The sequence below is a fragment of the Pseudomonas coronafaciens pv. oryzae str. 1_6 genome, assembly GCF_000156995.2.
Lineage (GTDB): Bacteria > Pseudomonadota > Gammaproteobacteria > Pseudomonadales > Pseudomonadaceae > Aquipseudomonas > Aquipseudomonas tremae.
In genome coordinates, this window is record NZ_CP046035.1 from 1,488,542 (window position 1) to 1,503,788 (window position 15,247).

The following is a 15,247-nucleotide window of genomic DNA, read 5'->3' on the forward strand; positions in this document are numbered from 1 at the left end:
TCGGCGTCACATTCAAGCCATCACTCATAAATCCAGGCTTCTGCCCGTAGGGCGTAGGAGCGAACTTGTTCGCGATCTGCCGGGAGCCGGCAGCAAAACCTGTGTATACGTTACGTCCTTGGCAACCAAATCTCAGATTGGCCTAGCCATGCCTCATTGCCAAATAGGCTCATCGAACAACCCGAATTCCCAAAAGCCACCTCAAAAAACAAAATTTGATGGCTTATTACCATCATGGTAAAACCTTGCAACAGACATCCGTCTGCACTCGCTAAGGAATAGCCATGAAAAAGACAGGGACAGGCTTCGTCGCCATACTCGCATTGCTCTGCGCCTTCTCCGCACACGCCAGAGAAACCCAAGTCACAGACGCCTCAATCGTCAAATCCATCATCCAGGAATCCATCGACAGCTACTCCGGCAACTGCCCTTGCCCCTACAACTCCGCCCGCAACGGCAGCCGATGCGGCAAGCGCAGCGCGTATAGCCGTGAAGGAGGGGAGGCGCCCACCTGCTACAAGGAAGACGTCACCAAAGAAATGATCAACGACTATCGACGCCGCCTGAAAGACTGATCCAGCAAAACACGATGGTCGTCACCCGCCGCCACGACCATCACGCGACATTTAACCCAGCCGAGAGCAACCCAATCTAGAGACAGGCAACACAGCCCGCCACCACGACTTCGCCAAGCGATGCGGCCGCGCATCAGCCTGCATCTGCGGATGCGCCAACACCTTCGGCATATCCCGCACCGTATCCACGGCTCGCTGTGCCAGTGCAACATACTCACCGACAACCCCGGCCACTGCAGCATGCTCAGGTTCGGCATGCAGTCATCAAACGGCACCTGTACATCCCGCAACGCAGGCACCACCTCATTGGTAATTCACTGCCGCAACCCACGATTCTCCGCGTGATAGTGATGCACCATGATCGCGTACGCCCCCGACTCACTGACCATCAGCTCTGGCTCGGCTTCGCCGTGCAGGTCGAGCGTGATCATTCGGTGCTGGTCTGCGTCCAGCTTGCGCAGCGTTCGCTCGTTCAACGGCCAGCCGATCATGCGACCGAGATCGCGGGCGCTGAACCAAGGCTGGTTTTCGAGGAGGAGGGCGAGGAGCTGGCGGTTGTGGTGGTGGAAGGGGGTTGGGGCGTTGTCTGATTTAGGCTTGCGATGTGAGGCATCTAGGTAATCTCTACATTTTTAGCTTTTTGAGAGCTAGGCGTCGGGAGCTAAGAAACCCCAATGTAGAAAAGGCCGGACGTATTCCCCTTGCGGGTCTTGTATTGGTCCACTCCCGACATATCAGAGATTTTAGGACGCGCAGCCGAAGGCCGCAGGTACCAAAAGCCGCATTTTATCGGAAGCGGTCAGGCCGCTACATTTGAGTTTCTTGGGCGTTTCTTAGGCGCGGTGCAAGGGTAGGTCACGATTATCGTAACGACAATAAAAATAGCGAGCCGATCGAATTGCTGTGCGAGGTGTTCGAGACACCTCGCTCGTGCTACTACGACCACTGCCAGCGGCGTCGGGCTCCAGACGCCGAGCGGGTTCGTTTACTCAGCCGAGTCAATGAGCTGTTCGGGCAAAGTCGAAGCGCTGCCGGCAGCCGCAGTATCGTGTCGATATTGCAGGAAGATGGCGAGCAAATTGGTCGGTTCAAGGTACGTGGCCTGATGCGGGAACTGGGATTAATCAGCAAGCAACCTGGCTCTCATGCTTATAAAAAAGCAACAGTGGAGAGGCCTGACATTCCGAACATTTTGAATCGGGAGTTCGATGTACCCGCGCCCAATCAGGTCTGGTGTGGCGACATCACCTACATCTGGGCGCAAGGAAAATGGCATTACCTGGCGGTGGTTATGGATCTTTATGCGCGTCGGGTGGTGGGCTGGGCGTTTTCAAACAAACCGGACACGGACTTGGTCATCAAGGCGCTGGACATGGCTTATGATCAACGCGGCAAGCCTCAGGGCCTGCTGTTTCACTCAGATCAGGGCTCCCAATATGGGAGCCGACAGTTTCGCCAGCGGCTTTGGCGATACCGCATGCGCCAGAGCATGAGTCGCCGAGGTAATTGCTACGACAACTCGCCGATGGAGCGTGTATTCCGCAGCTTGAAAACCGAGTGGATACCCGCCGTGGGCTACATGACGGCCCAAGAGGCACAGCGGATATCAGTCATTATCTGATGCATCGCTACAACTGGGTTCGGCCACACCAGTTCAATGATGGACTGGCACCCGCTCAGTACGAGAAAAACCTTAACGTCGTGTCCGGGATCAGTTGACCACTACAGTAGGAGTTTTCTGAAAAAATTTTATGCTCGCCAGCAAACACGCTTTACGCGTAAGGGTTATCTAGTTATCGTGTAGGAAAAATCCTGTTCTCGTGTCTCTTGATTCGCGAGGATAGACCGCATAGATAATTTAGCTCCTTGCCTAAATCCGGCGTGAGCGCCCAGGAGGCTGGATGCGATACTGGTGGGTTAATCATAAGCAAACATTACGTCATGAAATTGCAGGTAGTTTTCTTTGGTCACCAATGTATAAGGCTGACGGTAGACATAATCATTTTTACGATAATATGCGCGAAGCCGCTCCAGGTGACGCTGTAATTTCTTTCGCAAATGCTCAGATATGCTTTATAGGTGTGGTTTCTGACTTCGCTATACCCACACCCAAGCCTCCAGTATTTGGGAATACTGGTGAGAACTGGGATAAAAATAGTGGTTGGTTATTACCTGTCAGCTGGAAAAAATTAAGTGTCCCTGTGAGGCCGAAGCAAGTAATAGAACATCTTAGAAAAATATTGCCATTAAAGTACTCGCCTATTAGTTTGAAAACTGGCAATGGGAATCAAGGCGCCTATCTTGCAGAGGTAGGAGTTGCAGTTTTTGAATTTTTAGTTGTGGGTATTCATCCTTTAAGTTTGGCTGCGCCTTCAGCCTTTAAAGTTTTAGACGAAATTGATGAAAATATTAAAAAAACAATTTTTGCGGATGGTAGTCTTGACTCAACCACCAAGGATAGATTGGTTGCTGCACGTATAGGTCAGGGGGTATTTAAAGATCGCATTTACGAATTCGAAAAATCTTGTCGGCTTACCAATGTTTCCACTCCTAATTTGCTTATTGCAAGTCATATTAAGCCGTGGCGACTATGTACTACTGCGTTTGAGCGACTAGACGGAGCCAATGGTTTATTATTGACCCCGCATGTCGATTTTTTATTTGATCGGGGTTATATTAGCTTTGATGATAATGGAGCTGTCTTAGTATCTGATAGAGTTAATTTAAATGATTTTAAGCTTCTTGGGCTTGATCTTGCGCGCGGCTCTCCATGCTTCGACTTTCATCCTCGGCAACTAAAGTATATAAAATTTCACAGAGATAGTATTTTTATGAATTGATATGTGCGATTTTGCTTGTGATGTTTTCAGAAAGTAGCCTTTTCTCAGAAACGGCTACTTCGTTTCATTTTAATCAAGATTTTTTTAATTTTGGAGGTTTTTTGGGCTTAGAAAGTGTTTGCTGACAATAGACTATTGGTATTATGTTTGCTTCCTTTGTTGCATGAATAAAAGATGATAGTATCCATAGCAGCTGTATTATGTTGCCGCTAACTTTTTTCCTGGATTTTACTTTTTCGAACTCGTCTTTTATGTATTGTTTGGAAGCAAAGGAGCATGCTAGGATGCATTGCCTCGTTAGAGCAGCACTCTCTAAAAAAAGTTTGATGTCGGATTTAAATTTGGTGGGTAGTCCATGCCTTGTTCTTGTGATATTGGTATTGACGTGTTCTGCATTGTATTTTTTTGAGAACTTATTCTTCTCTTTTTGTAATATTTGTGCGGTGTTAAATGTCATGTTGCCGATATTTTTTATTCCTTGTCCAACTACGTCGTGAAATTTACTGGCGCTGTTAGATAGTTCTCCATATTTTGAATGAATAAAAGATATGGTTTTTGTTTTTAAATTTATAGTAATGTGATCCGCCCATTCATCGCCTAAATCATCACAAAAAATATAGTCGTCATTTTTGTGTATTTCTTCAACTATCGAAAAAACAGAAGTGTTTTCAAAATCAGTCGATGAGCTAGTAAATTCGCCTTTTTCACTTGTCGCTAAGTTAAGCTCTGTTTTGTCGTGTAAGACTTTTATTATAGAATCGATCTCTGATATGCCTGATGTATCTTCGAAACACTCACCTCTGAAGTACATGAACTTTGGGTCTGTAAAGCATATGCTGTAAAGTTTATTTTTTATAATATATTGTTGAAGTGAATAAGTGTTTACTGAGTCTGATATTTTAAATTTCTGTAGGAGTGGTATGTCGAATGTTAATGTTTTGCTGTTTTTCTTCAGGCGAGCGACGAAAGACTCTGGGTTTTCTATATAACCACCGCTGTCTATTTCATAGCAGGGCTCAAGCGCCTCTATAATTGCTTGATAAGTTTTCTTTGAGATTTTTATAAAATCTCCGGACTTATTAAGTCTGCCTAATAAAGTCTCTTCGTTTTTCAAGTCTTCATGTAAAAGGCCCGTTTCAAAAAGAAGCGATGCCGGACGCGAAATTTTCAAAACTTCTTGGAGTTTTTTAGGCTTAGCGAAGCTTGAAAGGAATTCACTAGCGTTTGAGTTGGCATTTAGTCTCGTCGTTATCAAGGTCACCCATTGAGCAATGTCTTGTATTGCTTGTCGCTCCGATTGCTCGATGATTCGCCCTGTTGAAGTCGTCAAGGATTTGATACTTCCTCCCTGTCGGATTCTCATTGTATGAGGAATAGATCTGCCTGCTGCATGCAGTGAAAGTAGACCATTGAGGTTGGCCGCTTCGTACTGCCTTCCTCTAATAGCCCGATCAGAAGTGGTCATATTTCTTAAAGCTATTTTCTGGAATTCCGTTTCAGTTGTAGATGCTAATGCTAATATTCTATCATGCGGGATAAGTGTTAAATGCTTGTCTAGAATTGTCTCTATGTTTGAGCAGTTTCTTTTTAATATTGCTACATAGTTTTCATACTCTATAATTATAATGTATGCATGAATTTCATCGTGCTTTTCTTCATTCAAGAAATCCACTTTCTTTCTTGTGGTAAAAACATGTGCCGAGTAAGTGTAGTTTATATCTTTTTGTGCCGTATTCGTATTGTTAGGTAAGCGTATGCCTTCCTTTCTGAACTCAGAAATTAACGGGTGGGTAGTGGCTTTTTTTAATGCGCCATCTACTATCTCTGTAAGTGCTTTTTTGCTGAGTTTTCTTTTAAGAGTATAAATTTGTGCATTGCGCTTTAGAATTAAGTTCTCTATATCCAAAATAATTCCGTCCTTGAATTAAAGTTAGTGCTGATGCTGCTTTTGTTTGGAGTTGTTTATATCATGTCGATAGGCCACTTTCAATGGAAATAATTTTATCTAAACCTTTTCAGAGCTCTTCATGCTCGTGGCAAATGAGTTGTTGAATTTCAGGCATGAAGCATTGTTTTTGTTTTTGTTTTTGTTTGTGTTGGTTTTTTATATTTGAGTCCGTTTTTTTGAGTTACTGATTTGGCTTTATGTTTGGTGGAATCTTTTTAGTATGGATAAGTAGAAAGCCAGAAAGCTTTCGCTTTCTGGCTTTTAAAAAAACTAAGCAAGTTCAACCCATCAATCCCAGCTCAAAGCCCCACCCGTCTGATACTCAATAACCCGAGTCTCAAAGAAATTCTTCTCTTTCTTCAAGTCCATAATCTCGCTCATCCAAGGAAACGGATTCGTCGTCCCTGGGTACTCTTCCTTCAAGCCAATCTGGCTCAAACGACGGTTAGCGATAAACTTCAGATAATCCTCCATCATCGCCGCATTCATCCCCAGCACGCCGCGGGGCATGGTGTCGCGGGCGTATTCGATTTCCAGCTGGGTGCCTTGCAGGATCATCTGCGTGGCTTCTTCTTTCATCTCGGCATCCCACAGGTGCGGGTTTTCGATTTTGATCTGGTTGATCACGTCGATGCCGAAGTTCAGGTGCATGGACTCGTCGCGCAGGATGTACTGGAACTGCTCGGCGACGCCGGTCATCTTGTTGCGGCGGCCCATGGAGAGGATCTGGGTGAAGCCGCAATAGAAGAAGATGCCTTCCAGTACGCAGTAGTAGGCGATCAGGTTGCGCAGCAACTCTTTGTCGGTGTCGACGGTGCCGGTTTCGAACTTCGGATCGGAGATCGAACGGGTGTATTTCAGGCCCCAGGCTGCTTTTTTAGCGACTGACGGGATCTCGTGGTACATGTTGAAGATCTCGCCTTCATCCATGGCCAGCGATTCGATGCAGTACTGGTAGGCGTGGGTGTGGATCGCTTCTTCGAAGGCCTGGCGCAGGATGTACTGGCGGCACTCCGGGTTGGTGATCAGGCGGTACACGGCCAGTACCAGGTTGTTGGCAACCAGTGAGTCGGCAGTGGAGAAGAAGCCCAGGTTACGCATGACGATGCGGCGCTCGTCGTCGGTCAGGCCTTCGGGGTTTTTCCAGAGGGCGATGTCGGCGGTCATGTTGACTTCTTGCGGCATCCAGTGGTTTGCGCAACCGTCCAGGTACTTCTGCCAGGCCCAGTCGTACTTGAAAGGCACGAGCTGGTTGAGGTCGGCGCGGCAGTTGATCATCATTTTTTCGTCAACGGCGACGCGGGCGCTGGCGCCTTCGAGTTCGGCCAGGCCTTCAGCTACGTCCAGTGCGTCCAGCGCTTTCTTGGCGCGAATCAGAGCAGCGGAGTCGGCGGCGGTCACGGCGCGGGCCTCTTGAGCCGCGAGACCGCCGGCGCTGTCGAGGCGGTCCATGTTGGCTTCGTTGGCGTGACCGGCGTTGGTCGCTTTGGCGACTACTTCGCCGTCTTCTTTGTCGAATTCGTCCCAGCTCAGCATGGTGATGAAACTCCTGCTTAGGGGTCGCCTTGGCGCCCGTGATTAGATTTCAAGATGTGGTGCGCCGACGTCACGTGGGAGACGAAGGCACTGGAATATGGGAATTACCTGATTACTGATGTTGCGATTGACCGGCTATTGGGTGGTCGGTCGTTCGCTCGATTTGCTGCCGTGGCAACGCCCGACAGGCGAGCAAAGCGGATGGTCTGGATTGCTTTGAGGTGAGCCAGCTTTGCGTGTGCAAATGGTCATTTGAGTACCCTGAAGCGAGCGCGGGATTATACAGATTTTGCCCGGCACTTGGTTATCCATGAGTAATTTTCGGCGAGAGGTTCACGCTTTTTCTTACCCGTTTCAGCATGGGATCAGGTGGGGCTAAAACACTGGGGAAATTCAGTTGAATCCCTTATCTAGTGTTTTTTACATTTAGAAACGCAGGATATAGTGTCGATTGCATTTCGGCAACCGCATCGTTTGGTCGCACCTTGGTGCGGTTTTTTTGACTTTTTTTGGCTTCATCGTTTTCGGTAATGCGTTCACGCTACGGCAACCGGGCGCTTGCGAGTGGATGGCATTTTGAAGGGGGCGATTTGCAGTCTGTTGTCGCTGAATTTCACGCTGTTGAAAAAAATCTGATTCGACGAGCGGTTCATGTTTTAGGGGCAGATTTAGGCAATGAAGCCGCCTCTGAATGCGTCGGCTGTTTCATCGCGCTTGGTACTAACTGATTGCGCAGCTGAATTCGGATCTCGGCTAGCGAGCGGATCAGCTCAACAGGGGTGTTATGGCGAAGATGTGACGCAGAGCGTCACGAAAGGCATTCCCCACGCGGAGCGTTGGAACGATCATTACGGTTGTCTGAACAGCGTTTCCCTTCACACAGCAAAAAGCCCCTTTACAGGGGCTTTTTGCATATTGCCGTCAGGTGCTTGAACGCTAGACCTTACTGGCAAGCCTCACAATCCGGCTCATCAATCGCGCAAGCCTTTGGCACTGGGGCTGGGCCGGCGGGTGCTGCTTCGGTTGGGCGCGGGGCGGTGATCGCCGAGTCGTCCGGGCCGTGGCCGCCGCTCGATACTGCGTTGAGCTTGCCGGTGTTGACGGTGGATTTCTCGGTGCTGGTCGCGGCCAGGGCACGGAGGTAGTAAGTGGTTTTCAGACCACGGTACCAGGCCATGCGGTAGGTCACGTCCAGCTTCTTGCCCGAGGCGCCAGCGATGTACAGGTTCAGCGACTGAGCCTGGTCGATCCACTTCTGACGACGGCTTGCTGCGTCGACGATCCACTTGGTGTCCACTTCGAAGGCAGTCGCGTAGAGCTCTTTGAGCTCCTGCGGGATGCGCTCGATCTGCTGTACCGAACCGTCGTAGTACTTCAGGTCGTTGATCATGACCGAGTCCCACAGGTCGCGGGCCTTGAGGTCGCGAACCAGGTAGGGGTTGATCACGGTGAATTCGCCCGACAGGTTCGATTTCACATAGAGGTTCTGGTAGGTCGGTTCGATCGACTGCGACACGCCGGTGATGTTGGCGATGGTGGCGGTCGGTGCGATGGCCATGATGTTCGAGTTACGGATACCTTTCTGTACGCGGGCACGAACCGGCGCCCAGTCGAGGGTTTCCTTCAGGTCGACGCTGATGTACTTCTCGCCACGCTGCTCGATCAGGATCTGTTGCGAATCCAGCGGCAGGATGCCTTTGGACCACAGCGAACCCTGGAACGTCTCATAGGCACCGCGCTCGTCGGCCAGGTCGCAGGACGCCTGGATGGCGTAGTAGCTGACCGCTTCCATCGAGGTGTCGGCGAACTGCACGGCAGCATCGGAACCGTACGGAATGTGTTGCAGGTACAGCGCGTCCTGGAAGCCCATGATGCCCAGGCCGACCGGACGGTGGCGCAGGTTGGAGTTCTTGGCCTGCGGCACGGAGTAGTAGTTGATGTCGATAACGTTATCGAGCATGCGCACGGCTACATCGACGGTGCGCTTGAGCTTGTCGGTGTCCAGCTTGCCGTTGACGATGTGGTTCGGCAGGTTGATCGAGCCCAGGTTGCAGACCGCGATCTCGTCCTTGTTGGTGTTCAGGGTTATCTCGGTGCACAGGTTCGAGCTGTGAACCACGCCCACGTGCTGCTGCGGGCTGCGCAGGTTGCACGGGTCTTTGAAGGTCAGCCAAGGGTGGCCGGTTTCGAACAGCATCGAAAGCATCTTGCGCCACAGATCCTTGGCCTGGATGGTCTTGAACAGTTTGACCTTGCCTGGGTATTCGGTCAGCGCTTCGTAGTACTCGTAACGCTCCTGGAAGGCCTTGCCGGTCAGGTCGTGCAGGTCCGGTACTTCGGAAGGCGAGAACAGGGTCCACGGGCCGTCATCGAAGACGCGCTTCATGAACAGGTCAGGGATCCAGTTGGCGGTGTTCATGTCGTGGGTACGACGACGGTCATCGCCGGTATTCTTGCGCAGCTCGATGAACTCTTCGATGTCCATGTGCCAGGTTTCCAGGTAGGCACAGACAGCGCCCTTGCGCTTGCCGCCCTGGTTGACCGCAACAGCTGTGTCGTTGACCACTTTCAGGAACGGCACGACGCCTTGCGATTTGCCGTTGGTGCCCTTGATGTACGAGCCCAGCGCACGAACCGGCGTCCAGTCGTTGCCCAGGCCGCCTGCGAATTTGGACAGCATGGCGTTGTCGTGGATCGCATGGTAGATGCCCGACAGGTCATCCGGCACGGTGGTCAGGTAGCAGCTGGACAGCTGTGGACGCAGGGTACCGGCGTTGAACAGCGTCGGGGTCGAGGACATGTAGTCGAACGACGACAGCAGGTTGTAGAACTCGATGGCGCGGTCTTCACGGGCTTTCTCTTCGATCGCCAGGCCCATGGCCACACGCATGAAGAAGATCTGTGGCAGTTCGAAACGCACGCCATCCTTGTGGATGAAGTAACGGTCGTACAGGGTTTGCAGGCCCAGGTAGGTGAACTGCTGGTCGCGCTCGTGGTTGATCGCCTTGCCGAGTTTTTCGAGGTCGAATTCAGCCAGCACAGGGTTGAGCAGTTCGAACTTGATACCGGTAGCGACATAGGCAGGCAGCGCCTTGGCGTACAGGTCGGCCATTTCGTGGTGGGTGGCGCTGTCGGCGACACCGAGGAAACCCAGGCCTTCGGCGCGCAGGGTGTCCATCAGCAGGCGGGCGGTGACGAACGAGTAGTTCGGCTCGCGCTCGACCAGGGTACGGGCGGTCATGACCAGTGCGGTGTTGACGTCTTTCAGCGCAACGCCGTCGTACAGGTTTTTCAGGGTTTCGGTCTGGATCAGGTTGGCGTCGACTTCAGCCAGGCCCTCGCACGCTTCGGTGACGATGGTGTTCAGACGACCCATGTCCAGTGGCGCAAAACTGCCGTCGGCGAGGGTGATGCGGATGGAAGGGTGAGCCTGGACTTGCTCGTCGGGGGCGCGAACGGCACGCTCCTTGGCGCGCGAATCACGATAGATGACGTAGTCGCGAGCCACTTTCTGCTCGCCGGCGCGCATCAGTGCCAGTTCGACCTGATCCTGGATTTCTTCGATGTGGATGGTGCCGCCCGAAGGCATGCGACGCTTGAACGTGGCGCTGACCTGTTCGGTCAGGCGGGCAACGGTGTCATGGATGCGCGACGAGGCGGCAGCATTGCCGCCTTCAACTGCAAGAAACGCCTTGGTGATGGCAACGGTGATCTTGTCATCCGTGTAAGGGACGACAGTGCCGTTACGCTTGATCACGCGCAGTTGACCGGGAGCAGTGGCCGACAGGTCCTGTGGGGCCTGGCTTGCCTGCGGAGCGCCGGTCGGCGAGTTCTCGCGAGTTGTGTCTGTTTGCATGTGTGACTCCACGTTCCTTTAAGTTTGTTCGGGCATTGCTGCCCACCGTTTCGTTTCGAGCAGTAAGTCGCAAAGGGCGACTCAAGGGCTCCAAAACGAAGGCGGAAGCGGAATCTGTGACCGCTACCAGGTTTTGAAGCCAAAAAGGACCGGGCCAGGCCCGATCCTTTGAAAATCTGATGAAGAATGCGTGTTCGATGTTGCAAACCGTGTACAGCGTGGCTTTGCTCCCCGCGGCTCCCCGCGCGAACGAACGCGTAACGAAAACGACTTTAATTTCAACCCCGCAAACGCAAGAAAAGTGCTTGAGTTTCTCGATTGAGTTGTGCTGGGTTTTTTGCAGGAAACCCTACATGTAGGGTGTCCCTCGCCGTCGGGCTACAAGATAATGCGTTTTGGACATGAATTGCAACGCACGGCCTGTGGATAAAGTGTGTGTAGTTTGTGTATGAAACGCCGGTCATGCGTGTAGGCCGCAGAACTACTGGATCGTGACCGTTTGTCACCGAATTTGTAGGCACTGGCCGCGCATTGAAGATTTTTTGAGGGCGCGAACCCTATCACAAAAAAACCTCTGAAAAGGGCCATCTGGCATGTCGTGTGCTAAGCGGTGTGATATTGCAGACGCTTGCTACACTCGCCTGCGACCGAGCGCCGCAGCCGTGCCTTGGAACACCACCCGCTTCAAAAACAACAAGGGGAGATTCTTTTGCAGCCACACACCTGGCACGTCCTGATCGTCGAAGATGACCAGCGACTCGCCGAGCTGACCTGTGATTATTTGCAGAACAACGGCCTGCGCGTGAGCATAGAAGGCAATGGCGCGCTGGCAGCGGCGCGGATTATTGCCGAGCAGCCTGATCTGGTGATCCTCGACCTGATGCTGCCGGGCGAAGACGGTTTCAGCATCTGCCGCAGCGTGCGTGACCGTTATGACGGGCCGGTCCTGATGCTCACTGCGCGCACCGATGACACTGACCATGTTCAGGGGCTGGACACCGGTGCCGACGATTTTGTCTGCAAACCGGTCCACCCCCGCGTGCTGCTGGCGCGCATTCATGCCTTGCTGCGCCGCAGTGAAGCGCCGCAAGTGCCGGCCGCCGAGCTTCGCCGTCTGGTGTTCGGGCCGCTGGTGGTGGACAACGCGTTGCGCGAGGCCTGGCTGCGCGAACAGAGCATCGAGCTGACCGGTGCCGAATTCGATCTGTTGTGGCTGCTGGTAGCCAATGCCGGGCGCACGCTGTCCCGCGAAGAGATCTTCACGGCGCTGCGGGGCGTGGGTTATGACGGGCAGGATCGCTCCATCGATGTGCGTATTTCGCGTATCCGCCCGAAAATCGGCGACGATCCCATCCATCCGCGTCTGATCAAGACCTTGCGCAGCAAGGGCTACCTGTTTGTGCCTGAAGCAGCGCAGGACATGAGTGGCCACGTGTTCAGCGGCTGACCTGATGAACTCTATCTTTCTGCGCATCTATGGCGGGGTTCTGGGCGTATTGGTGCTGGTTGCGCTGCTGGGCGTGCTGGCGCTGCATGTGCTCAATCAGGCGCGCGGCGAGCAATACCGCGAGCGCCTGGCCCACGGCACCTTTACGATAATGGCCGACAATCTGGTGTCGCTCGACGATATCGAGCGCCGCCGCGCCCTGGCGGTCTGGGAGCGTTTGCTGGGCATACCCCTGAGCCTGCAAAGCCCCGAACAGGCGCAACTGGACAGCGGCGCGCGAGCAAGGCTGGCACGTGGGCAGGTGGTGGTCGAGCAAATCGGCCCGCATGCCGCCAGGGTCTACCGCCAGTTGAGCGACAAGGAGCCGCTGCTGTTGACCGGCGAAGTGCAGCAGATCACCGAGCAACTGGCGCGAGCAACTATCTACCTGTTGATCGACGAGCTGGTGCGTTTTCCGGTCGACGAGCAGCCAGCGCGTCTGCAGGCCCTGCGCATCGACAAGGGGTTCGGTTTTGATCTGCAGTTGCTGGCGCTGGATCAAGCGGACCTGGATGACGATCAGCGCCGCCGCATCTATGAAGGCGACACGGTTATGGCGCTGGGCAAGGGCGGCGACTCGATCCGCGTGCTGGCCGGGATTGTCGACACCAACTGGGTGCTGGAGATCGGCCCGCTGTACCAGATGAACCCTTATCCGCTGCACTGGCTACTGCTGATTGCGCTGTTGGGGCTGTGCTTTATCGGTCTGGTTGTGTACTTGCTGGTGCGGCGTCTGGAGCGACGGGTGCTGGAGCTGGAAGCGGCTGCCACGTTAATCGCGCAAGGCAGCCTGCAAACCCGCGTGCCCACCGAGGGTTCCGATTCGGTAGGGCGGCTGGCGGCAGCGTTCAACAGCATGGCCGAGCACCTGCAACGCTCGCTGATGATTCAGCGCGAACTGGTGCGCGCGGTGTCTCACGAACTGCGCACGCCAGTGGCGCGCCTGCGTTTTGGGCTGGAGATGGTCAGCGACGCCATCACGTCCGAGGCGCGGCTCAAGTACATGCGCGGTATGGATAGCGATATTCAGGACCTCGACAAGCTGGTCGATGAAATGCTCACTTACGCGCGCCTGGAGCAGGGCGCGCCGACCCTGAATTTCCAGCGTATCGATCTGGACGCGCTGATCGATCAGGTGATCGCCGAGCTGGCGCCTTTGCGCGCCGATGTAAGGGTTTCGCGGGGCGAAGGCCTCAGGCCGGGGGAGGGCGAAGCTGCCTGGGTCGAGGCCGAGCCGCGCTATCTGCATCGGGCGGTACAGAACCTGGTGAGCAACGCAATGCGCCACGCCGAGAACGAGGTGCGGATCAGTTATTGGCTGGATTCGCAGCAGTGTCGTATCGACGTGGATGATGATGGCCCTGGCGTTCCGGAAGAGGCGTGGGAGCAGATTTTCACGCCATTCATGCGCATCGATGACAGCCGCACACGTGCTTCGGGCGGGCATGGGTTGGGCCTGTCGATTGTGCGACGGATCATCAACTGGCACGAAGGCCGTGCACAGGTTGGCCGCAGCGTCAGCCTGGGCGGGGCGTGCTTCAGTCTTTCTTGGCCACGCACGCAGGTGCCGCAGTGAATTCGCAGTTGTATGCCGGAGGGTTGGCGCCGTTTGGGCGCACATTGCTGGCGGCGAGTGATTTACGCCCGGTGTTAGCGTTGCCTGATCTGCTGCTGCCTGAGCGGCTCGATCAACTGCTGCTAAGTGTTTACGGGCCGCAATTGATGCCCAGCCAGTTGCCGGTGCTGGTCTCGCAGTGGGCCAAGTTCTACTTCATGCAGATTATTCCGCCAGTGCTGGTTGCCAGTCTGGCGCATGCCTGGCATTGGCCGTTGGTGCTTGGGCAGGTCGGGTTGGTGCTGGACGAGCGTGGCGTGCCTTGTGGTGTCAGGTTGCTGGAGCAGGGCGAGGTTTGGCGGGATATTCCAGTCGATCCGTTTCAGCGCTTTGCAGGTTTGCTTGACGATAATCTGCAGCCCTTTATTGCCGCGCTAAGTGCGTATGGCGAACTGCCTGGCGCAGTATTGTGGAGCAGCGCCGGGGATTACCTGGAAGGGTGCCTTGTGCAACTGGCTGGCTGCAGCGATGTGTCGCTGGCAGCGGGTATGGCGTTGTTGACCGAGCGACGAAGGCCAGACGGCCGGGCCAATCCGTTGTATCAGGCGGTGCGTTATGTGGCGCAGGCGAAAGGTGCTGAACCGCGTCGGCAGCGGCGCGTGTGTTGTTTGAGTCATCGGGTCGAGTGGGTCGGGCGCTGCGAGCATTGTCCGCTGCCCGAGTGATCAACCCTGAACGGCGATCAGGCTCAACAGATGATCGCCCAGCACACTGAACTGACCGTCCAGCTCCTTGCCTGCGTGCCATTCGCTGGACAGGTCTGTCAGCAAGCGCAGGCGGGCGTTGCCGTCGGCGGACCACTCCAGCAGTTGTGCATCTTCGAAATAGAAGCGCTTCTGCACGATAGGGTAAAGCGCCTTGAACAGCGCTTCCTTGATCGAGAACGTCAGGGTGACGCGCAACGCCACCTGATCCTGCGCGCCTGCTGCCATGTCGGCCAACTCGGCGGCAGTCAGAATCTCCCCGGCCAGACGCGAAGCGCGGTCGTGGCTCAGCAGGTTTTCCGTGTCGAGCCCCAGCCCGCGCCATTGCTGCTTGTGCGCCACCACGGCAGCGGCCCAGCCGGTGCTGTGGGTGATCGAGCCGCAGACATCAGCGGGCCAGATCGGCGCACGGTCTTCACCCAGCGTAGGAATGTGTTCACGTCCATCCAACTGGCGCAGTGCTCCACGCGCGCAAAGACGACCTGCCAGAAATTCGGCCTGACGCTTGGCGACCGAGCGCTGAATGCTCGCCGGTTGCTGCACCGCACAACGCTGAAAGTCGCCCTCAGCCAGCTTGAACGGATCAAAGCGCCCACTGACCAGCACCATGCCTGGCAGGGAATGGGGCAGCGGCCAGTGCTGAATGAGTTCGGGGCAGCAGGCGGGGAGAATGGGGGGCTGAGTCAT

10 protein-coding genes and 2 pseudogenes are annotated in these 15,247 nt (G+C 54.1%); 7 read left to right on the top strand and 5 right to left on the bottom strand.

Going from position 1 to position 15,247, the window contains the following annotated elements; genetic code table 11:
* Positions 1 to 284: 284 nt before the first annotated feature.
* Positions 285 to 575, top strand: a complete 291-nt coding sequence (locus POR16_RS06645) for a DUF2059 domain-containing protein (RefSeq protein WP_005889614.1) — start codon at positions 285 to 287, stop codon at positions 573 to 575.
* 51 nt (positions 576 to 626) lie between these two features.
* On the opposite strand, the pseudogene POR16_RS06650 reads toward POR16_RS06645, so the two are convergent.
* Positions 627 to 1,153: pseudogene (locus POR16_RS06650) on the bottom strand (BRO-N domain-containing protein); the annotation flags it as partial.
* Between the two features lie 308 nt (positions 1,154 to 1,461).
* Between POR16_RS06650 and POR16_RS06655 the strand changes: the two are divergent.
* Positions 1,462 to 2,294 (top strand): annotated as a pseudogene (locus POR16_RS06655) (IS3 family transposase); the annotation flags it as partial.
* A 182-nt stretch (positions 2,295 to 2,476) separates the two neighbouring features.
* Positions 2,477 to 3,415 carry an HNH endonuclease gene (locus tag POR16_RS06660; protein WP_005889617.1) on the top strand — a complete coding sequence of 313 codons (939 nt, stop codon included), beginning with the start codon at positions 2,477 to 2,479 and terminating at the stop codon, positions 3,413 to 3,415.
* A gap of 73 nt (positions 3,416 to 3,488) precedes the next feature.
* Here the strand turns inward: POR16_RS06660 and POR16_RS06665 are convergent, their stop codons facing one another.
* The gene (locus POR16_RS06665; protein WP_005889618.1) at positions 3,489 to 5,321 is read right to left on the bottom strand and encodes a hypothetical protein; all 1,833 of its coding nucleotides are present in this window, start codon (positions 5,319 to 5,321) and stop codon (positions 3,489 to 3,491) included.
* Positions 5,322 to 5,651: 330 nt separating this feature from the next.
* Positions 5,652 to 6,899, bottom strand: a complete 1,248-nt coding sequence (locus POR16_RS06670) for a ribonucleotide-diphosphate reductase subunit beta (RefSeq protein WP_003393710.1) — start codon at positions 6,897 to 6,899, stop codon at positions 5,652 to 5,654.
* A 530-nt stretch (positions 6,900 to 7,429) separates the two neighbouring features.
* Between POR16_RS06670 and POR16_RS06675 the strand changes: the two genes are divergently transcribed.
* Entirely contained in the window at positions 7,430 to 7,627 is a 198-nt protein-coding gene (locus POR16_RS06675; protein ID WP_144114427.1) for a hypothetical protein, read from the top strand.
* Positions 7,628 to 7,842: 215 nt separating this feature from the next.
* Here POR16_RS06675 and POR16_RS06680 read toward each other — a convergent pair whose 3' ends face one another.
* On the bottom strand, positions 7,843 to 10,755 hold the full coding sequence (locus POR16_RS06680; RefSeq protein WP_024669920.1) for a ribonucleoside-diphosphate reductase subunit alpha: 2,913 nt from the start codon (positions 10,753 to 10,755) through the stop codon (positions 7,843 to 7,845).
* A gap of 703 nt (positions 10,756 to 11,458) precedes the next feature.
* On the opposite strand from POR16_RS06680, the gene POR16_RS06685 reads away from it, so the two are divergent.
* Genes POR16_RS06685 through fhuF form a run of 3 tightly spaced genes read left to right on the top strand, consistent with a single transcriptional unit; the run spans position 11,459 to position 14,521 of the window.
* The gene (locus POR16_RS06685; protein ID WP_024690302.1) at positions 11,459 to 12,202 is read left to right on the top strand and encodes a response regulator; all 744 of its coding nucleotides are present in this window, start codon (positions 11,459 to 11,461) and stop codon (positions 12,200 to 12,202) included.
* Between the two features lie 4 nt (positions 12,203 to 12,206).
* Positions 12,207 to 13,817, top strand: coding sequence for an ATP-binding protein (locus POR16_RS06690; RefSeq protein WP_042932181.1), 1,611 nt, complete (start codon positions 12,207 to 12,209; stop codon positions 13,815 to 13,817).
* On the top strand, positions 13,775 to 14,521 hold the full coding sequence (gene fhuF, locus POR16_RS06695) for a siderophore-iron reductase FhuF (RefSeq protein ID WP_024690300.1): 747 nt from the start codon (positions 13,775 to 13,777) through the stop codon (positions 14,519 to 14,521). Before POR16_RS06690 ends, fhuF begins: the two co-directional genes overlap by 43 nt.
* Here the strand turns inward: fhuF and POR16_RS06700 are convergent, their stop codons facing one another.
* Positions 14,522 to 15,247 (bottom strand): 4'-phosphopantetheinyl transferase family protein, encoded by a 726-nt coding sequence (locus POR16_RS06700; protein ID WP_005889636.1) that lies wholly within the window; start codon positions 15,245 to 15,247, stop codon positions 14,522 to 14,524.